The sequence below is a fragment of the Deltaproteobacteria bacterium CG11_big_fil_rev_8_21_14_0_20_42_23 genome (genome assembly GCA_002796345.1).
In the GTDB taxonomy this organism is placed as follows: domain Bacteria; phylum UBA10199; class UBA10199; order 2-02-FULL-44-16; family 2-02-FULL-44-16; genus 1-14-0-20-42-23.
On the sequence record PCXC01000076.1, the window covers coordinates 36,965 to 54,003 of the forward strand.

A 17,039-nucleotide genomic window follows, 5' to 3' on the forward strand; every position below is an offset into this window, starting at 1 on the left:
CGATTTTTCAGGTGAAATGAGAAAAGGCTTTTTAAAGCAACTTTTTCGAGAGCGAGGCGATAAGGAGCTATATGAGTCATGTCGTCGTCACAAGTCCAGCAGTTGCTGCAAACTCCCAGATCATTTCAGCTCTTCACGCTGGGGTGGCGTTTCGTCCTCAGGGTTCACTTTTGGTGCCGGTGATGGACCCCAATGGGGAAATCGCGCATGCAGCTTTTTCCGCCGTACCACTGCGAGCAAATCGTTTTTGGCAGAGTGTTTCTGATTGGAGAACGACTTTGCCTGATCGTTTTAGTTGGAAGGATCATACTTTTCAGCATTATGTGTGTGCAGGAAAAAAATCACTTTCTTTTGCGATGCGAGGTGTTCCTGAAGCTGATTTGAGAAGAGCTGTACATGAAGGGGCAAAAGTAAATCTCGAAGCTCGATATGCTTTAACTGATGCAGAACAAGGTTTGCATCTTGAACAGTGTACCCTCATGAGAATGAAACCAGCTTTGAACCCTAGACATAGCAGGGTTTTTAGCAAAGAAGTGTATGGCGTAAACGGCATGCTCTTTGTGATGAGCGCAGCGTCACTGTTCAAATTTCTTCCTCTCTTAAAGCCTAGTGAAGTGTATTCTCAAGATCTTCTTCGCCGTGTGGTTCAATCGTTAATTCTTGGGAAAAATGGAAAACCATTTGTAAAAGCGAAATTAGTTTTTCTTTTAGCAACACTTTTATCTTTGCCAGATGAAATCCTGAAATGGGCTTCAGAAGAAAAACCGTCACCTGAAAAGGTTATATATCACGAAGGCATGTTGAAGCCTGAGCGTGGTTCAGTAGAGAAGATGAAAAATCCTTATTGTACTGTGTTTAGCTTTAGAGCGAGGGAACCTCATTTCAAACATGATGATGGCAGGGATCAAGTGATGAAAACTTTTCGTCTGCAGCTTGTTCGTGAATTTGATTTTAGCAATGATGGAGTTGATGCAGCATTTTCAGCTGAACAAGGTCCATACTTTGTGATACGGGTGCATACAAACATACAAAGGCAACAGCTAACAGAGGCTGAGTCATTTTCTCCGCAGATTTCATCTTTTATGGAAAGTTTGCTTTGGTATGTTGTAAGTTGAGAAAAAATTTCTCTCCTTTTTAAAGATTAAGGGAGGACCAAAGTCATATGACAACAGCTCCCATGACAAATGGATTTCAAGCTCTTTTGGCCTTTGCACCAAGTGTTTCAACTTTTATTACAGGTCAACAGCAAAGCCTTGCTCCATCTACCGATGCAAGGCATCTAGTTGCAAGTTTTCTACCTCAAGATGTAGGGGATGCATTTTTGAGTGCGAGTGCTGTTTCAAAGTGTGCAGCTGATAAAGGAATCTATTATTTTTCACCAACTGGAAAAAATGGGGTAGTAAGAGGTTTTGAGCTTAAGTACCAAAGGTTACAGACTGGCGTATTGATAATGGATGTTGCTTCTCGGTTGGCAATCGTTGACGGTTGTGAAGTAGAGCAAAAAACGAGAGTGGAAGTAAGTAATCAGAAAGTACGCTGTACTCACAACGCTCTCACCTTTCTCTTGTCAGCAAAATATTTGGAAGATGCAGTTGTGAAAATGTCATATGTGCAAGATGAAGGTTCCGAGAGTTTTCGTTTCCCTTTTTCATCTTATCCTGAACTTCTAGAAGCTTGTGTCAAGGGGAAGATACACCATGATGCCGCTTTGCTCTTGGCTTCCCTTTTTTATTCACCAACTCTTTTTCCTGAGATGAGTTTTGAACTTATGGTAAATAAAGCTTGGCATAAAATGGTGTGTCGGGATGATCGCTTTGTTTTAGCATCTGCAAGCAAAGTGAAGATGGGGAAGCCTAAAGAATTTGTTTCCATACGTAATGGGGAATATGGACAAAGCGGCAGGAGATTTAGCATTTTTTATGACAGAGAAGCACCGTATATTTTTCACAATATTTTTGAACCAACTGACCCCATGCTTGTCATCACTGAAGAACAGGAAGATGAGGCTGTTGGCGAGTTTAGCGCAGCTGCACAATTTCTCTTGGGCCATTTATTGATGAGGGCTGAAGAGAGAGTGGAATAGCTACAATCCCAACGCTTCCTTGGCATAAGCTAACATTGTTTCCACTTGTTCCTCTGTGGCTGCTTCCGCGTAAGTACGTATGAGAGGCTCTGTTCCAGAAGCTCTAAAGAGCAGCCATGAGTTGTCTTCAAAAAGAAAATGATGTCCATCAATCGTAGTATGTTTTTTCAGTTTTTTTCCTGCACAGTTTTGAATGTTAAGCCCATCAAATTTTTTACGAGCATCTGCAATTTGTTCTTTGCTCAGCGAGTAGTCGATGCGGCGATATTTTGTGGGGCCGAATTCAGCTTGAAGATCTGCAACCAGTTGGCTGATTGATTTTTGTTCAACGGCCATCATTTCAAGTAAAAGCAAATTACTTAAAATACCATCGCGTTCAGGGATGTGCTGCGGGAAACCAAAGCCACCGCTCTCTTCGCCGCCCATCAAAACTCCAGCTTGTGTCATGGCAGGAGAGATATGTTTAAATCCAACTGCTACCGTTTCCACTTCAATGCCAAAGTGTTTCCCAATAGTGTCCACCATTTGCGTTGTGGAAATTGATTTGATTACCTTTTGCCCAGGCCACTTTTTATTTTTTACCGCATGCAAAAACAGTAGCGAATAAATTTCATGTGTAGTGATGAAACTGCCATGCTCATCCACAGCTCCAGCGCGGTCTGCATCGCCATCGAGAATGGCACAGTAATCGTAGCCACCTTTTTTCATGGTTTCTATGGCTTCATTTACATGTGGTGGAATGGGTTCTGGATTAATGCCGCCAAAAGTGAGGTCGCGTTCGGAATGCAGCTCTGTGACTGCGTTTCCCAGTAATGAAGAAAAAAATCCAATACCAGCACCATACATGGGCTCTACAAGTACTTTATACTTTTGTTGTTTTATTTTTTCGATATCCACAAGAGTTTTCATCGAACTAAGATATTCTTCTTGAGGATCAAAAACGGTAACAAGTTTTTGTTCTTCAAGATGAGTTTTGAAATCCTCTTTACTTATACACTTTGCTTTTTTTGAAGCGGCATCATTTTTTTGAATTTGATGTTCAACAGGAGTTACAAATTCGCCCGAAGCTGCACCTCCAGTATGTTCTTTAAACTTAATACCATTCCACTTTGGCGGATTATGACTTGCCGTAATCATAATGCCAGCGGTGCATTTTTTGTGATTGGTGTACCAAGAAACTCCCGGTGTTGGGCAAAAGGTAGAAGCATAGAGAACAGGAATATTATTTGCGATAAGAATTCTTGCACATAACTCTGCAGATTCTGGTGATTGGTTTCTTCTATCGTATCCAATAACTACTTGTTTACCCGTGTTGGGAAGAGAAGGGTAGAGATCGCAAAAGGCTTGAATGACTTTGCCAACATTTTCTTCGGTGAAATCTTCGCCAACTACGGCACGCCAACCATCAGTTCCAAATTTTATCATAGCTTCATCCTTTATTTATTTTTGGTTTTCTTGTGCAAATTTAATTGCCTCTAACATGCTGCACTCATCGGCAACACCTTTCCAGGCGATATCTTCCGCTGTTCCATGTGCAGGGCTTACACGAAGAAAAGGAAGCCCGAGCGTAATGTTTAGGATTTTTTTTGCAAATAAAAGTTTTGCGGGAATGAGGCCTTGATCGTGATAGGCTGCGACAATTAAATCGTAATTTAAATATTTTTTTTGCCCAAAAAATGCATCAGCAGAAAATGGTCCGTCAGCATAAATATTTTTTAGCTTAAGCTTTGCAAGTGCTGGTTCAAGTATTGTTTTTTCTTCATCACCCAAATGCCCATCTTCACCGGCATGAGGATTTATGCCAAGTACTGCAATTTTTGGAGTTGAAAGATTAAAATGTTTTTTCAGTTCTACAACTGCAACACTGATGTTTTTTACGATACTTTCAACGTCAAGATGTTCGCAGACTTTTCTCAGCGGAACATGAATGGTATTGAGCATTATCTTAAAGCGTTCATTTCGAGCAGCAAACATCATTACGGGATGAGCTTTGCAATGTTTTCCCAGATATTCGGTATGCCCAAAAAAATCTGGAAGAATTGTGGTGATTCTTTTTTTATTGAGCGGTGCCGTAACAAGGGTTCGAATTTTTTTTTCATCGGCGTACTGAAGCGCAAGCTTTAAACTTTCCAGTGCAATGAGAGGAGAATCTAAGTCTTCAGCTTCTGCAACGCTTACCACATCTACTTCAGCGGGAAGTTTAAGTTTTGTGAGTGTTTCAGTTTTGGCAATGAGATTTTTTGGTGCAAAAAGGAAAATGTTTTTTACTTCCTCTAAAGTGAGAGCGCAAAGTGCTTTTAACACCACTTCAGCGCCAATGCCAAAGGGGTCGCCAATACTTATTCCAATGTTGTGTGGAATATTCATAAAAAAAGTTAACGGATATCAATATAGATACCTTGACGTTGCTGTTGAAGATAATTTTGCAGTTCTTCTTGAACGCGTTTGTCGTAGAGAACATTGTAAATATCATCACGAAGTCGATCAAAATCTTTCGATGAAAGTTCAGGAAGTGAAACCAATTTTATAATAGTAATGGAGTTTGGAGTTAAAAGAGGAAAGCTTACTTGTCCAAGAGAAAGATCTCTTACTGCTCTTGCGATTTCAGGTGAGAGGTCTTTTACATTTACCATTCCTAAATCGCCACCTTGGCTTGCGGCTTGGTCTTTAGAATGTTTTTTTGCCAATTCTTTAAATGTCTTCATATCACCGGCTTGCGCTTGTTTGCTGATGTCGGTTGCTTTTTTATAGAGTGCCTCAAATTCTTGTTGGTCTTTAATTTCTGCGAGAGGCAAAATAATTTGTGCAAGTCCAACTTCGTGTACACCTCTAAATATCTCTTGGTTTTCTTGATAATAATCTTTTAAATCTTGATCTGTAATTTTTACACGAGGTCCAATAAATTGATTTACAAATTTTACGCGTTTAATTTCTCTTCGCATTTGTTCTTTGTACTGATCGAAGCTCATTCCATTTTGTTTCAACTCTGCTTGAAGAGAGGCGCGGCTTAAATGGTTTTGCTCAAGAATATTTACAATAGCTTTATCCACATCGGCATCGCTTACTTCAACTTTTGAATTTTTGAGGGTTTGATCAAAAAGTAAACTATCCACTAGAGAGTCTAGAGCTTGTTGTTCGATTTCTTCATCAGAAAGTTTTCGCTGAGCTTCTTTTTTTAGCGTAGCTTTTTGAGCTTTGATGGCATTTTTCAAATCAGTTTGTGTAATAATTTCACTTCCAACAACTGCTTTAATTTTATTCACCACTTCAGCCTTAAGTGAGCTTGGAAAGAGGAGAATGCAGAAAAGAAAGAATAGTTTAGTTTGTTTTGTCATAAGGATTCATCTCCGTAAGCACTTTTTCATTTATGCTTATAGTAGCATTTGCTTTTAAAGTTTCCATCCAAGAAGAAAGTTTATCTTCAGAGTGGTTTAGACGGATTTCATATTTGATACGAGGTGTAAGTTGAGAGAGAGATTGAAGGTGCGCATCTTTTTTTTCTCTGAGTTTAAAGATTTGATAGCCATAAGGAGTTTTCTCAACTGAACTGAGTTCGCCTTGTTTTAAGTTTTTGCAAATATCAATAAATTCGTTTGGTGCATTGCTGATGTTGATCCAGCCTAGATCTCCGCCGCGCGATGCATCTGGACTTTGAGAAAAATGTTTTGCCATTTTTCCAAAGTTTTCACCTTGAGTAAGTTTTGTATGAACTTCATCTGCAGTTTCTTTTGTGTCGAACAAAATTTGACTGACCAGATATTGCTCAGGCGTAGTGAGGGCAGTTTTATTTTTTTCGTAATAGCTTTCGATTTCGTTTTCGCTGATAGGATCAAGTTCATCCAAAACAAGTTCACTGAGTTTTTGAAGTTTTATTCTTTTTATTTCATCATGACGAATGTGTTCTTTTGAAAGATGAAGTTTTTTGAGCTGTTCCTTTGATTTTGAAGAATCGAGGTTAAATTTTTTAAGCGAAGATTGGAGTTCTTCTTCACTGGGAGTGAGATTTCTTTTTTCAGCCTCATCTAAGAGAATTTGTTCATGAATAAGTCTGTTGAGGGCAGCTTCCTTCATTTTTTTCTTAAATTCGTCAGAGTTGATGAGCAAGGGATCATATTTAAGTACTTCGGTTTGAATAATTCTTTGTACTTCGTCTTGCGTGATGGCCGTAGTATTCACCGTGGCAACCGCACTGCTTTTATTTTTAGTGCAGGCAAAACCAGGCACAAGCAGCAATGATAGGAAAAAGAGGGCGTAAAGCTTTTTCATGAGGACTGTCTGCTAACACAGCCAAGAAGCTCGCTCAAGAGCTTTTTGGCTTCAAAAAGAGTGTCTGCAGAGCTTGGATAGAGTAACAGGTGAGATGGCGGTTTGATGCCAAAATGCTGAGGTTTTTCTTGAACTAATGTGATGATGATTTCCGCAGAAAGTGGACTGTCTGGGCTAAGCTTGCAGGTGAAGGCATTTGCGCTGGCCAGTATTTTGACGATGCGCAGTTGACGAGCAAGTGATTTCACTTTCATGAGTTCACACAGATTGATGGCTTCTTGAGGCAAATGTCCAAAACGATCTTCCAGCTCTGAACGGAAAAGACCAATCTCTTCTTCGCTTTCTAAGTTTGCAAGCCGGCGATAGGTTTCAATGCGTACCCCTTCATCTTGAATATAAGTGTCGGGAAGAAAGGCTTGCACGTGTAAATGCAACTCGGGGTCGATGTCTTCCAAGCGATGCTGAGAGGACATCAGCTTAATTTCTTTTTCCAAAAGCTTGGTGTAAAGTTCATAACCCACATCATTGATGTGCCCGGATTGTGAAGTGCCAAGGATGTTTCCGGCGCCTCGTATTTCTAAATCATGCATCGCAATTTGAAATCCGCTCCCCAATTCGGTGAACCGTTGCAAGGTTGCAAGTCTTCGTTTTGCGATGGACGAAAGTGTTTTTTCAGGAGGAACCAGCAAATAGGCAAAGGCGTATCGATCAGATCTGCCAACACGGCCACGCATTTGATAGAGCTGCGCCAAGCCAAAGCTATCGGCTCTGTTGATGATGATGGTGTTTGCATTTGGAACATCAAGGCCAGATTCAATAATGGTAGTGCAAAGCAACACATCAAATTCTTTTTTGATGAAGCGAATCATTATTTTTTCCAATTCGCCTTCTTTCATTTGTCCGTGAGCAACAGCAATTTTTGCTTCTGGAACAATGTGTTTTAGTTGCGCGTGCATAGAATCGATAGTTTGCACACGGTTGTGCACAAAAAAGATTTGGCCTTTACGTTCTAGTTCGGTGCGAATGGCGTGCGCAATCAGCGATGGCTCGAAACTGGCCACATGGGTGGAAATGGCGTGTCTGTTGATGGGGGCTGTATTAATAATGCTGATATCCCGAATGCCCACCAAAGAAAAATTGAGTGTTCGCGGAATGGGTGTTGCAGTGAGTGTCAGAATATCAACCGTAGCCTTAAATTTTTTGATGTGTTCTTTGTGTTTTACGCCAAAGCGTTGCTCTTCATCCACCACAAGCAGCGCTAAGTTTTTAAACTTGATTCTGTTTTGCAAAAGCGCATGGGTGCCGATGATGATGTCGATGCTTCCAGATTCCAAACGTTTTAATATTTCGTTCTGGTCTTTTTTGGAAACAAAACGTGAAATCATTTCAATGTGAAAAGGAAAACCTGCCAAGCGTTTTTTAAAAGTATCAAAATGTTGAAACGCCAAGATGGTTGTGGGCACTAAAATGGCAACTTGCTTGCCGCTGTTTGCCGCGTGAAAGGCGGCTCTGAGAGCAACTTCTGTTTTTCCGTAACCCACATCGCCGCAAACCAAGCGGTCCATTGGTTTTTCTGAGCACATGTCGCGAAGGGTTTCGTTGATGGAGCGTTCTTGATCTGGAGTTTCATCGTATGGAAATTGTGCGCAAAATTCTTGATATTCATCGCCAGGATCGGGAAAAGCGTATCCAGTCTTAATTTGCCGTTCGGCATAAATTTTAAGCAAGTCACCAGCAATGGCGCGAATTTCTTCTTTTACTTTTTTCTTTAAGTCTTTCCAGCGTGTGGCGCCAAGTTTATCGAGGGGAACAATGCCATCTCCACTGCCAATGTAGCGCTGCACTAAGTTCATGCGATAGACGGGAAGGTAGAGCTTGTCGCCGCCCAAGTATTCCAAAATGAGATAGTCGCCGGGTTCATCGCCAAACTTCAGGTGCTCCAAGCCAAGATAGCGGCCGATGCCGTGATCTTGATGCACCAAAAGATCGTTAGGCGCAATTTCGGAAAACGAAGTAAAGGCTTCGCTTTGAGCCGAACTTGCTTTGGTGCTAAATTTCTGCTTTTTGCCAAAAATTTCTTCTTCCGCAATCACAATCAATTTTTCATCTTCGTATTGAAAGCCTTTAGAAAGAGGCGAGATGCGAACGCGAAGGCCTTGATTTCCAAGGGCTTGCAGCGAAGAAAAACTTCCTGCGAAATCAGTGATGGAAAGAGCATGATGCGAAAATAATTCCTTGAGTCTCTCTGCTTGAATTTCGTTATGACACGTAAATAAAAGAGTGAATCCTTCTCTTATCCAGTCTTTAAGCTGGTTTGAGAGCGAGTCCAAAAGTGAGTGGTGTTTCAACGCATCTTTTTTGATCAGCATTTTCAGCTGAGTGTTTTCTTCAAAATGTACAGATGGCAGAAGATGTAGATTTTCTTTTTGCAGCGAAACAGCATTGAGAGCGAGAAATTTTTTTCCCTGCATTTTTTCGTTTGCTTCTTGTGGTGAAAGAAAAAGTTGGCTTGGCTGAATCAGTTTTTCAAGGCTTTGTGTTTCTTTGTGCAAACCCCCCATTTTTTTCCAGCATTTTTCACTTCTTTCAGCAGAAGCATCACTTTCATCTTTTATGATTAACGTATTGTGAGGCAAATAATCAAAAAAATCTGCCGTTTCTTGATGGAAGAGAGGAAAAAAAGTTTCAATGCCACTGAAGCTCAGTTGTTGCTTCAATTTTTCGGTAATGCTTCGAATTTCTGGCAATGGAAGATTGTGTTCTGCCGCTAAGTCGCGCAGTTTTTCAAGTGCGTCTAGCGATTTTTCTTTTGTGAAGAGAAATTTTTGTACCGGAATAATATCAAGCTGCAGCAGATCTTTCGCCTTCATCGATTTCTGACTCGACGGCGAAAAAGGGCGAAGGCTTAAAATAACATCGTCCTCAAACTCAACACGGACAGGTGTTTCCCGAAGCGGTGGCCAAAGATCAACAATGGCTCCACGAACGGAAAACGTGCCGATGTCTTCCACCAGCGAAAATTCTTCGTAGCCACATTCAACTAAAATATGAGTAAGTTCATCGCGATCAAGGTTTTGTTTGAGTGTGAGTGAAAAAAAAGCTTCAGACAAAAAAGAAGCCGGTGGAAGTTTTTCCCGCACAGCATTTTCGGTGCTGATAATAGTGAGCGCTCTGTTTTGCTTCAGCTGTACCAAGGCTTCCACTTGCTTTGCCCAGGTTTCGGCATCGCCAGAAAGTTGTGTGTAGGGAAGGGTTTCCTGTTCGGGGTACAAGAGCAGCTTATGGTTTTCGCTGTGATCGAGAAAGCTTTTGATCTCGCTCATGAGCTGCTCTGCAGCTTGATTGCTTTCGGTCAAAATGAGCAAACAGCCTTCATTTTTTTGCACCAGCTTCGAAAGCAGATACGACTTGGCCCCACCATGCACGCCCTGCAGTGCATAGCCAGTAGAAAGCTGATCTGTAAAAAGCGTCTCACAGATCTTGGAAATGGTGTTTCTTACAGACATCGTTCTTTCAAACTGATTTTAATAACAAAAATAAAGCCGCGCTCTAGCAAGAATGCTCACGTTTGCCAATGTTTGATTTCTGCCCTTTTTTCAGAAGCCGCGCTCATTCTCTCTTAGGGCGTGTGGAGAATGAGTTATGTTCCGAAACGCTCGAGTTTTGGAGTGAAAGAAGGAAGTTATTGTAATGTTAAGCCATAATACATTTGAAGAAATCCATCTATCTCTTTGACGGTTTGACCTCCAAAGCCTTTTATTCTGCGAAGTTCAGCTTTCCTTATTTCTGCTAATGCTTCTGGTGTTGTAATACCGCGCTCCTTTAGAAACTTTATAACTTTTGGTGTGAGACGATCATGATAAAACGGGTATGGACTGCGTAATGCTAATCCACACGTGGCAAGAGAATCTTCTATTGTTTTCAGGTAGCCCCTTTGCCAACCCGTTATACCGGTCAGTGTATCGCTCTCCTCGCCCAACAATTGTCCAAAGGTGTTGATGCCAGCAGATCTGAGCATTTCTGATACTGCTTCAGGAAATTTACCTTCAATATTTCGAGTCCCCATAATGTCTCTGTGCAAAGCGTGGAGCCTTGTTGCTCCTTCGGCCAGGAAGGTGCCAATATTGTTTGGATAATCATCGATCTTTGGTGCGTTTAGCTGCGCGACATAATATTTCCAATGGTTTATTTCCACAACAGCGCTTAAATCACTCTGTTTAAGATCTGGGGGGGTGGGATAAAGGAGATCGGTAAACCGACAACCTTTTATCTTTACAGCTACAGTTGCCCCTGCTGCAAAAAGGGCGAATATAAGGTTTACTTGAAGTGCTAGCCCGACGCTTGGGCTAAGGTCTTCTATAACGACTCTATCCGTGCCGTGAGTAAGCACACATATACCACTGCCTGGGTTTCCTCGTAATAGAGATGCATTGAAAATAGGTCCAGCCCCATCACTCATGAGAGCATGAGGAAAAAAAATGGATGGAACATCCAGACTAAAAGCACGAAGGTTTATTTTGCACGCAAGGTTGTAAGCAGATCTCAAGTTGGGAGCGATACCATCTGCAGTTGTTGCAATGGGTGCTGCATTTCCACTTGATGGAGCAAAAAACCTTCCGGGTGGAAGTTTTGGAAGTATTTGAAGAGTTGTAAGCATTTTTTTCCTCCTGCTTGATTTTGAGTGTTGTGCTTCGTGCTTCGAGTTCCTTTTCGCTGTTTTCGGCAAAAAGTTGCTAAAAAATAATACAGTGTTTTAGCTCTTTTTTTCTCAGCATTTTGCTCAAATACGCAACTTTTGCCTGCTTGGGGGCCGATAGCTTAAGGATAGGGTGTGTTTGAAGGAAATGGGTTCTTGTTCTTTTGGGGTAATGAGACTATACTTTTTGAACAAAAAGAGAGGGATATCAATATGTTAAATGGTGGTTTTGCTGATATTAAGGGCTTTGATTCGTTTCAGAGCAATCTGCTCAAACCTTCTTTGGACGTCGATAAGAGCGTTGTTAAAGAAATCACGGATATCAAAAAAGAGATCGACAAGGCCGGTGAAAAAAAGAACGAAAAGCTCGCCCGCGCCCTCATTGACTTTGCCAAGCATACCTTAAAGGCCTCAAAAGAATCCAAAACTGCATTTCAAACGATCAGACTTCCTGGCAAGCGCGAAGTAAAAGACCTGCGCGACAAGCTGAAAAAGTCAGAGGCCAAGCACAAAACAAAAGAGGGTCAGCAAGAAGCAAAGCAAACAGAAGGAAAAATGCAGGGCGGAAAAGCGGCCGCGGTTTCTCGTTCATATGTAATGCGTCAAGGGAAGATGCTAGAAAAAAATGCGCAACAAGCACAGACACAACAAGCGCATCAAACAAACGCAAACGCGCAACCAACACAAGCAACGACAAAAGAACGAGTGCAACAATTGCTCAATGCCTTTGAAAAGCTTGTGGTAGCAAGGTTTGAGCAAGGTGCGGAAGTTGCAAATCCCAATAATGGAAAATTAGCCTTTGGCGAAAAATCACTCGCCATGTGGAAAAGTTTTTTTGAAGGCATGATGGGAAGAACCGTTACCAAAAAAACTTCACTCGAAGACATTAGCAATTTTCTTTTTCGCGGCTTAATTCAAAAAGGAAATGGAAAAGGCATTGTGATTTCCGATCTCGTACTGGCCAATGGAAAAATTGAAAAGTTTATTCGATTTAGTGTGATGGCAGATGCTCTTGCAAAATTAAAAAGTATGAATCCTGGAGATATTTTTTCAAAAGCTGCACTTGAAGGCATGAACGATGAAGACTTGATGTACTTAGCGCTCAAAGCTTCACAAGGGAGCGAAATTGCTTTTAGTCAAGATGCATCGAAGGGAAAATTTTTGTTGGCGGGACAAACCGAAGCGATGCTTTCGCATGATCTTGGCGTTCCACTTCATGCGCAATTACAAAGTAAAACTCGTCTCATGAAAAGAAGAGGTGGCTTTGGCGGATTTATGGGTTCATTTCTCGAAAACGATCTCGAACCGCAAGATGATCCTTACCGCTTCGTGCCTTGGTGGCATTGGGGAAGGTTGAGCGCTCCGGTTAAATCGCCAAATCGTTGGGTGACCATTGCTTTCTACCTTGCACTTCTTGCCATGGCCTTGATTGGCATTGCGACGATGACTTCACGATTGTTGCCGTGATGAATTGACAAGATGTTGTGGATCAGTTTTTTCAGTTTCCTCTCCCTTAAGGGAGAGGACTAAGGTGAGGGTGAGCTTTTTTTGCTCAGACAAAACTTTTCTCCCTCCCCTTAATCCCCTCCCGCTAGGAGGGGGTTATAAAATCAAACAATTCAAAACAAATTAATTAATAGGGCCGAGAGGTTCGCCGCCTAACACATGCACATGCAAGTGAAAAATTTCCTGACGCGAATCTTTTCCAGAATTGATCAGCGTGCGGAATCCGGTAACATCAACGCCAGTGATTTGTGCAACATGTTGAACCGCTTCAAGAAGATGTGCAAACACTTCTGCATTTTTTACATCCACTACAGAAGTGAAGTGCTCCTTGGGAACAACCAGTACATGCGTGTTTGCGGCGGGGTTGATGTCGTTGAAAGCTACTACATGCTCGTTTTCGTAAATAATCTCAGCAGCTATTTCTTTGTTGGCGATTTTACAAAAGAGACAATTTTTCATGTTTCCTCCTATTCCTCTGCAATAGTTTCTTCAGCGCTGTCTTCAAGGATGTTGGTGATGTAATCAACGCCACTTTTGAGGTCGATTTTTCTCTGGTAAAAAGCTTTGTTGACCACCAAACCTTCCAAGCGAGGAAGTTTGAGGGACAAGATTTTGCGAATGTCGTGAAGTTCTTCAATTTCACTGGTGAGAAAAATTCTATTCAAACTTCCTTCGCAAAAACGTTTTGTGCTCAAGAGTGAATCGGCTGAGATGACGCCATCACTTCCCACATCGGAATAAAAAATGGCATATATGCCTTCGTCACGAAATTCTTTTGCATGTTCTTCTGCAGTTTTGTGTGAAGGTTTTGCCCAACCGGGAATGTGTAATTTTTTTTCTTTCACATCAATGCTCACGGCAATCCGCTTTGGATGGGCTTTTGCCACTTCACTTAAAAAATCTGGTTCTTGATAGGCGATGGCATCTAACAAGCAAAGGTGAACTCCCTTCTTCAAATAAAACTCAACGGAAGCGAGAGTGCGAAAAGTTGCAGTAACGTGAACTGTAAATCCAAGTTTGCGAATATCACTCACTACACTTTCATTTTCACTTTTGGCGAGTGTGGAAAGATTGAGGTCGTGCAGCAAAAGCGTTTGAATGCCAGCTTCTTTTAGTGCAGTGGCAAATTCAAGGGGGTCTTCGGAAAAGAGGGCTGTTTTGCTGCCTTCAGGTCGTACTGCTTTTTTGTGTTTCACATAAACCATTGGAATCAGTTGCATGGTTTCCCCCAGAGAAACTTAAATATTTTTTTTGCGAATAATATTTGCTCCTAATGCACACAGTTTTTCTTCCATATGATCGTAGCCACGATCGAGGTGATAAATTCTGCTCACTTCAGTTTGCCCATCGGCTGCAAGTGCAGCTAAGACAAGGCATGCAGAGGCGCGGAGATCAGTTGCCATAATGGGTGCTCCGGTGAGCTTTCGCTTTCCATTCACAATTGCGGTATGGCCCTCAATGTTGATATCAGCTCCCATGCGTTTTAATTCTGGAACGTGCATGAAACGATTTTCAAAAATATTTTCGTTGATGATGCTGGTGCCGTTAGCTTTGCACATAAGTGCCATGAACTGTGCTTGTAAGTCGGTGGCAAAACCAGGATGAGGTGCAGTGGAAATGTTGACACTTTTAATTTCACTTGCTCCGATAATAGTAAGATCATTTTTATTTTTTTCAACACTTGCACCGGTATCGATAATGCGATCGAGAAAAACAGAAAGATTTTCTGTTGGCGCATTGTGCAAGGTGATTTTTCCGCCGGTGATGGCAGCAGCTATTACAAACGTACCAGCTTCAATGCGATCTGACATAACACGGTGGTGAACAGCGTGGAGTTTTTCAACGCCTTCAATTTCGATGTGATGGGTTCCAGCTCCGCGAATCTTTGCACCCATATTGCAGAGATGCTCTGCGAGCTCTACCACTTCAGGTTCTTTGGCAGCATTTTCCAAAATGGTGGTGCCTTTTAGCAGGCAGGCTGCCATCATAATGTTTTCGGTTCCAGTCACGGTGACTTTGTCGAAGGAAATGTGGGCCGCTTTTAAGTTTTCTGCAAACACTTCTACATAGCCGTCGTGAAGTTCAACTTTTGCACCCATTTGCTCAAGTGCTTTCAAGTGTAAGTCGATGGGACGTGCGCCAATAGCGCATCCGCCGGGGAGTGAAACTTTTGCATGACGAAGCCTGGCAACAAGTGGGCCCATTACCAACACAGAAGCGCGCATGGTTTTTACGAGTTCATAAGGAGCATCATCGGCTACAATTTTATCAGCATTCAATTTGACGCCGTTTCCGTTTTGCTCTGAACTTACTCCCAAGTGTGAAAGCAATTTCAGCATAGTGGAAATATCTCGCAGGCGAGGAACGTTTTCGAGGCTGTGCGTGCCTTCGCAGAGTAAGCTGGCAGCAAGCAAAGGAAGTGCGGCATTCTTCGCGCCAGAAATATTCACTTCACCTTCAAGTTTTTTTCCGCCTTCGATAAGAAAACTATCCATAAAAATATCCTAATCAGTTTGCGCAATCAAAGTTCGGTAGATGCCCGCTAAGTCTTTTTGGATCAGTATTTCCCGATAGCAATTTGATTTTTCTGCAATGTGTGAAATGACCAGAGCTTGATCGTATCCCATTTCGAGAAAGAGAAAGCCTCTTGATACCAAGAACTTTGGTGCAGTTTTTATGATTTGTTCGGCAATTGCAAGTCCGTTGTTTCCGGCAACGATAGCATTTTTAGGCTCATGTTTTAGTTCTTTTTCCAGATTTTCATAATCAGTTTCAGAGCCATAAGGTGGGTTGGCGGTTATCACATTGTACAGTGGGGCAATGGGACAATGGGGCAATGCTTCAAAAAGATTTCCGCAGAGAAATTGAGTGCGAGCTTGTGCAAAGAGCATGTTTTCTTTTGCCACGTCCAATGCTTTTTTAGAAATATCGGTCAGTGTAAATTGTGCGTGTGGTAATTCACTGGCAAGTGCAGCTGGAATGCATCCGCTGCCAGTGCAGAGATCTAAAAGCTGAAGTGGATTTGTATCTGAACTAAATTTTTCAAGAACAGCTTCTACAAGATGTTCAGTTTCTGGCCGTGGAATAAGAACATCTGGCGTAACTTTAATGCGTCTCGTCCAAAAATCTTTATAGCCCAAAATGTAAGCCATCGGCTCTGATGCAAGTCTACGTTGAAGAAGCTGTTGAAAGTTTTTTTCTTCACCTTCACTTAGGGATTCATTTTTTTTTAAAATTATATCAGAACGCGAACAGTTTAGAGTTGCACACAACAAAAGTTCGGCTTCAAGTCGTGGAGTATCTTTGTGCGCAGCTTGCAATTGTTCCACTGCATTTTGAAGGAGGGGAAAAATCATCTTCAAGTTTTTTGCTCTTTGAGAGCTTCGGTTTGATAGTGTGTGCGAAGAGCTAAGATGATGTCGTCTATTTCACCGTTCATAAAAGAGGGGAGATTGTGCATGGTGTAGCCGATGCGGTGATCTGTCACACGACTTTGGGGGAAATTGTAGGTGCGAATTTTTTCGCTTCGGTCGCCGCTTCCAACTTGAGCTTTTCTTGCTTCAGATTCTGCGCTTGCTTGTTTTTGAATTTCAATATCCAACAATTTAGAGGAAAGCACTTTCATCGCTCTTGCTTTATTTTTGTGTTGAGAGCGATCATCTTGGCACGCAACGACAACTCCAGTTGGAATGTGAGTAATGCGAACGGCGGAAGAAGTTTTGTTCACGTGCTGACCGCCGGCTCCGCTTGCGCGGTATGTATCGATGCGAAGATCTGCTGGGTTGATGTTCACATCTACTTCGTCAGCTTCGGGAAGCACTGCAACCGTAACAGCGGAAGTATGGACGCGGCCTTGCGTTTCTGTTTCGGGCACACGCTGCACACGATGCGTTCCACTTTCAAATTTAAGTTTGCTGTAGACATTTGTACCAGAAATAAGCACCACAATTTCTTTCAGTCCACCGAGGCCAGTGAAGTTTTGATCAATCACTTCCACTTGCCAATGTGCACGCTCGGCATATCGAGCATACATGCGAAAAAGTTCGGCGGCAAAAAGTGCGGCTTCTTCTCCGCCAGTTCCAGCGCGGATTTCCAGGATAACGTTTTTGCTGTCGTTTGGATCTGAAGGAAGAAGAAGGATTTTTAGCTCATCTTCACATTCCGTAATAGTTTTTTCGAGAACTGGAATTTCTTCCTTCGCCATTTGGCGAATGTCTTCATCATTTTTCTCTTCGAGAAGTTTTTTGTTTTCTTTTAGTTCTTCTTTAAATTTTTTATATTTTTGGAAAATATCGACAATTTCTTTTAGTTTCGAATGTTCTCGTGTGATTTGTTGATAGCGATTTTGATCAGCCATGACACTTGGATCAGAAAGCTTATAGCTGAGGTCTTCGTATTTTTTTACCAGCTCGGAGAGTTTATCAAACATGGTGTGTTTCCGTTTTTGTCACGTCCTAAAATAGTTGACACTTAGTTAAGTCGTCCAGC

Annotated in this window: 14 protein-coding genes; 3 read left to right on the plus strand and 11 right to left on the minus strand. The window is 41.9% G+C overall.

Annotated elements, in window-relative coordinates; translation table 11 throughout:
- Positions 1 to 71 precede the first annotated feature (71 nt).
- Positions 72 to 1,115, plus strand: a complete 1,044-nt coding sequence (locus COV43_08880) for a hypothetical protein (protein PIR24737.1) — start codon at positions 72 to 74, stop codon at positions 1,113 to 1,115.
- Between the two features lie 47 nt (positions 1,116 to 1,162).
- Complete coding sequence (locus COV43_08885; protein ID PIR24738.1) at positions 1,163 to 2,083, plus strand: hypothetical protein; 921 nt, start codon at positions 1,163 to 1,165, stop codon at positions 2,081 to 2,083.
- On the opposite strand, the gene COV43_08890 is transcribed toward COV43_08885, so the two are convergent.
- From COV43_08890 to COV43_08915, 6 genes are all read right to left on the minus strand, one after another.
- Positions 2,084 to 3,508 (minus strand): hypothetical protein, encoded by a 1,425-nt coding sequence (locus tag COV43_08890; protein PIR24739.1) that lies wholly within the window; start codon positions 3,506 to 3,508, stop codon positions 2,084 to 2,086. It lies immediately after the preceding gene.
- Between the two features lie 15 nt (positions 3,509 to 3,523).
- Positions 3,524 to 4,450, minus strand: coding sequence for a 4-hydroxythreonine-4-phosphate dehydrogenase PdxA (gene pdxA, locus COV43_08895; GenBank protein PIR24740.1), 927 nt, complete (start codon positions 4,448 to 4,450; stop codon positions 3,524 to 3,526).
- A gap of 8 nt (positions 4,451 to 4,458) precedes the next feature.
- Complete coding sequence (locus tag COV43_08900) at positions 4,459 to 5,418, minus strand: hypothetical protein (protein PIR24741.1); 960 nt, start codon at positions 5,416 to 5,418, stop codon at positions 4,459 to 4,461.
- Positions 5,402 to 6,349, minus strand: coding sequence for a hypothetical protein (locus COV43_08905; protein ID PIR24742.1), 948 nt, complete (start codon positions 6,347 to 6,349; stop codon positions 5,402 to 5,404). The genes COV43_08900 and COV43_08905 overlap by 17 nt, the downstream gene beginning before the upstream one ends.
- Complete coding sequence (gene mfd / locus COV43_08910) at positions 6,346 to 9,855, minus strand: transcription-repair coupling factor (GenBank protein ID PIR24743.1); 3,510 nt, start codon at positions 9,853 to 9,855, stop codon at positions 6,346 to 6,348. Before mfd ends, COV43_08905 begins: the two co-directional genes overlap by 4 nt.
- A gap of 176 nt (positions 9,856 to 10,031) precedes the next feature.
- Positions 10,032 to 11,006 (minus strand): hypothetical protein, encoded by a 975-nt coding sequence (locus tag COV43_08915; GenBank protein PIR24744.1) that lies wholly within the window; start codon positions 11,004 to 11,006, stop codon positions 10,032 to 10,034.
- Between the two features lie 252 nt (positions 11,007 to 11,258).
- Here COV43_08915 and COV43_08920 point away from each other — a divergent pair, with 252 nt between their 5' ends.
- Positions 11,259 to 12,512, plus strand: coding sequence for a hypothetical protein (locus tag COV43_08920; protein PIR24745.1), 1,254 nt, complete (start codon positions 11,259 to 11,261; stop codon positions 12,510 to 12,512).
- A gap of 162 nt (positions 12,513 to 12,674) precedes the next feature.
- Here the strand turns inward: COV43_08920 and COV43_08925 are convergent, their stop codons facing one another.
- From COV43_08925 to COV43_08945, 5 genes are read right to left on the minus strand one after another with little or no spacing between them, the layout of a single operon-like run.
- Positions 12,675 to 13,010 (minus strand): histidine triad nucleotide-binding protein, encoded by a 336-nt coding sequence (locus COV43_08925; GenBank protein PIR24746.1) that lies wholly within the window; start codon positions 13,008 to 13,010, stop codon positions 12,675 to 12,677.
- An 8-nt stretch (positions 13,011 to 13,018) separates the two neighbouring features.
- Positions 13,019 to 13,771 carry a hypothetical protein gene (locus COV43_08930; GenBank protein ID PIR24747.1) on the minus strand — a complete coding sequence of 251 codons (753 nt, stop codon included), beginning with the start codon at positions 13,769 to 13,771 and terminating at the stop codon, positions 13,019 to 13,021.
- Positions 13,772 to 13,789: 18 nt separating this feature from the next.
- On the minus strand, positions 13,790 to 15,046 hold the full coding sequence (murA, locus tag COV43_08935; GenBank protein PIR24748.1) for a UDP-N-acetylglucosamine 1-carboxyvinyltransferase: 1,257 nt from the start codon (positions 15,044 to 15,046) through the stop codon (positions 13,790 to 13,792).
- Between the two features lie 9 nt (positions 15,047 to 15,055).
- The gene (gene prmC, locus COV43_08940) at positions 15,056 to 15,907 is read right to left on the minus strand and encodes a protein-(glutamine-N5) methyltransferase, release factor-specific (protein PIR24749.1); all 852 of its coding nucleotides are present in this window, start codon (positions 15,905 to 15,907) and stop codon (positions 15,056 to 15,058) included.
- A 2-nt stretch (positions 15,908 to 15,909) separates the two neighbouring features.
- Complete coding sequence (locus tag COV43_08945; GenBank protein ID PIR24750.1) at positions 15,910 to 16,980, minus strand: peptide chain release factor 1; 1,071 nt, start codon at positions 16,978 to 16,980, stop codon at positions 15,910 to 15,912.
- Between the last annotated feature and the right edge of the window lie 59 nt (positions 16,981 to 17,039).

Coding starts and splice junctions, on each gene's coding strand:
- COV43_08880 (PIR24737.1), top strand. CDS start 72: ATGAGTCATGTCGTCGTCACAAGTCCAGCAGTTGCTGCAAACTCCCAG.
- COV43_08885 (PIR24738.1), top strand. CDS start 1,163: ATGACAACAGCTCCCATGACAAATGGATTTCAAGCTCTTTTGGCCTTT.
- COV43_08890 (PIR24739.1), bottom strand. CDS start 3,508: ATGATAAAATTTGGAACTGATGGTTGGCGTGCCGTAGTTGGCGAAGAT.
- pdxA (PIR24740.1), bottom strand. CDS start 4,450: ATGAATATTCCACACAACATTGGAATAAGTATTGGCGACCCCTTTGGC.
- COV43_08900 (PIR24741.1), bottom strand. CDS start 5,418: ATGACAAAACAAACTAAACTATTCTTTCTTTTCTGCATTCTCCTCTTT.
- COV43_08905 (PIR24742.1), bottom strand. CDS start 6,349: ATGAAAAAGCTTTACGCCCTCTTTTTCCTATCATTGCTGCTTGTGCCT.
- mfd (PIR24743.1), bottom strand. CDS start 9,855: ATGTCTGTAAGAAACACCATTTCCAAGATCTGTGAGACGCTTTTTACA.
- COV43_08915 (PIR24744.1), bottom strand. CDS start 11,006: ATGCTTACAACTCTTCAAATACTTCCAAAACTTCCACCCGGAAGGTTT.
- COV43_08920 (PIR24745.1), top strand. CDS start 11,259: ATGTTAAATGGTGGTTTTGCTGATATTAAGGGCTTTGATTCGTTTCAG.
- COV43_08925 (PIR24746.1), bottom strand. CDS start 13,010: ATGAAAAATTGTCTCTTTTGTAAAATCGCCAACAAAGAAATAGCTGCT.
- COV43_08930 (PIR24747.1), bottom strand. CDS start 13,771: ATGCAACTGATTCCAATGGTTTATGTGAAACACAAAAAAGCAGTACGA.
- murA (PIR24748.1), bottom strand. CDS start 15,046: ATGGATAGTTTTCTTATCGAAGGCGGAAAAAAACTTGAAGGTGAAGTG.
- prmC (PIR24749.1), bottom strand. CDS start 15,907: ATGATTTTTCCCCTCCTTCAAAATGCAGTGGAACAATTGCAAGCTGCG.
- COV43_08945 (PIR24750.1), bottom strand. CDS start 16,980: ATGTTTGATAAACTCTCCGAGCTGGTAAAAAAATACGAAGACCTCAGC.